This window comes from Photobacterium sp. GB-56, assembly GCF_003026105.1.
GTDB lineage: Bacteria > Pseudomonadota > Gammaproteobacteria > Enterobacterales > Vibrionaceae > Photobacterium.
Window position 1 is genome coordinate 1 of sequence record NZ_PYNW01000060.1, and the last position, 639, is coordinate 639.

A 639-nucleotide genomic window follows, 5' to 3' on the forward strand; every position below is an offset into this window, starting at 1 on the left:
TTACGGACAGTGCCTGGTGGGTAGTTTGACTGGGGCGGTCTCCTCCCAAAGAGTAACGGAGGAGCACGAAGGTGGGCTAATCACGGTCGGACATCGTGAGGTTAGTGCAATGGCATAAGCCCGCTTGACTGCGAGAATGACAATTCGAGCAGGTGCGAAAGCAGGTCATAGTGATCCGGTGGTTCTGAATGGAAGGGCCATCGCTCAACGGATAAAAGGTACTCCGGGGATAACAGGCTGATACCGCCCAAGAGTTCATATCGACGGCGGTGTTTGGCACCTCGATGTCGGCTCATCACATCCTGGGGCTGAAGTCGGTCCCAAGGGTATGGCTGTTCGCCATTTAAAGTGGTACGCGAGCTGGGTTTAGAACGTCGTGAGACAGTTCGGTCCCTATCTGCCGTGGGCGTTGGATGATTGAGAGGGGCTGCTCCTAGTACGAGAGGACCGGAGTGGACGAACCGCTGGTGTTCGGGTTGTGTCGCCAGACGCATTGCCCGGTAGCTAAGTTCGGAATCGATAACCGCTGAAAGCATCTAAGCGGGAAGCGAGCCTCAAGATGAGTCATCCCTAGACCTTTAAGGTCTCTAAAGGGTTGTTGAAGACTACAACGTTGATAGGTCGGGTGTGTAAGTGCTG

The 639-nt window shown here is 54.5% G+C and carries 1 rRNA gene; it reads left to right on the forward strand.

Annotation, left to right across the window (positions count from 1 at the left end):
* Positions 1-639 (forward strand): 23S ribosomal RNA (locus tag C9J42_RS21360); the annotation flags it as partial.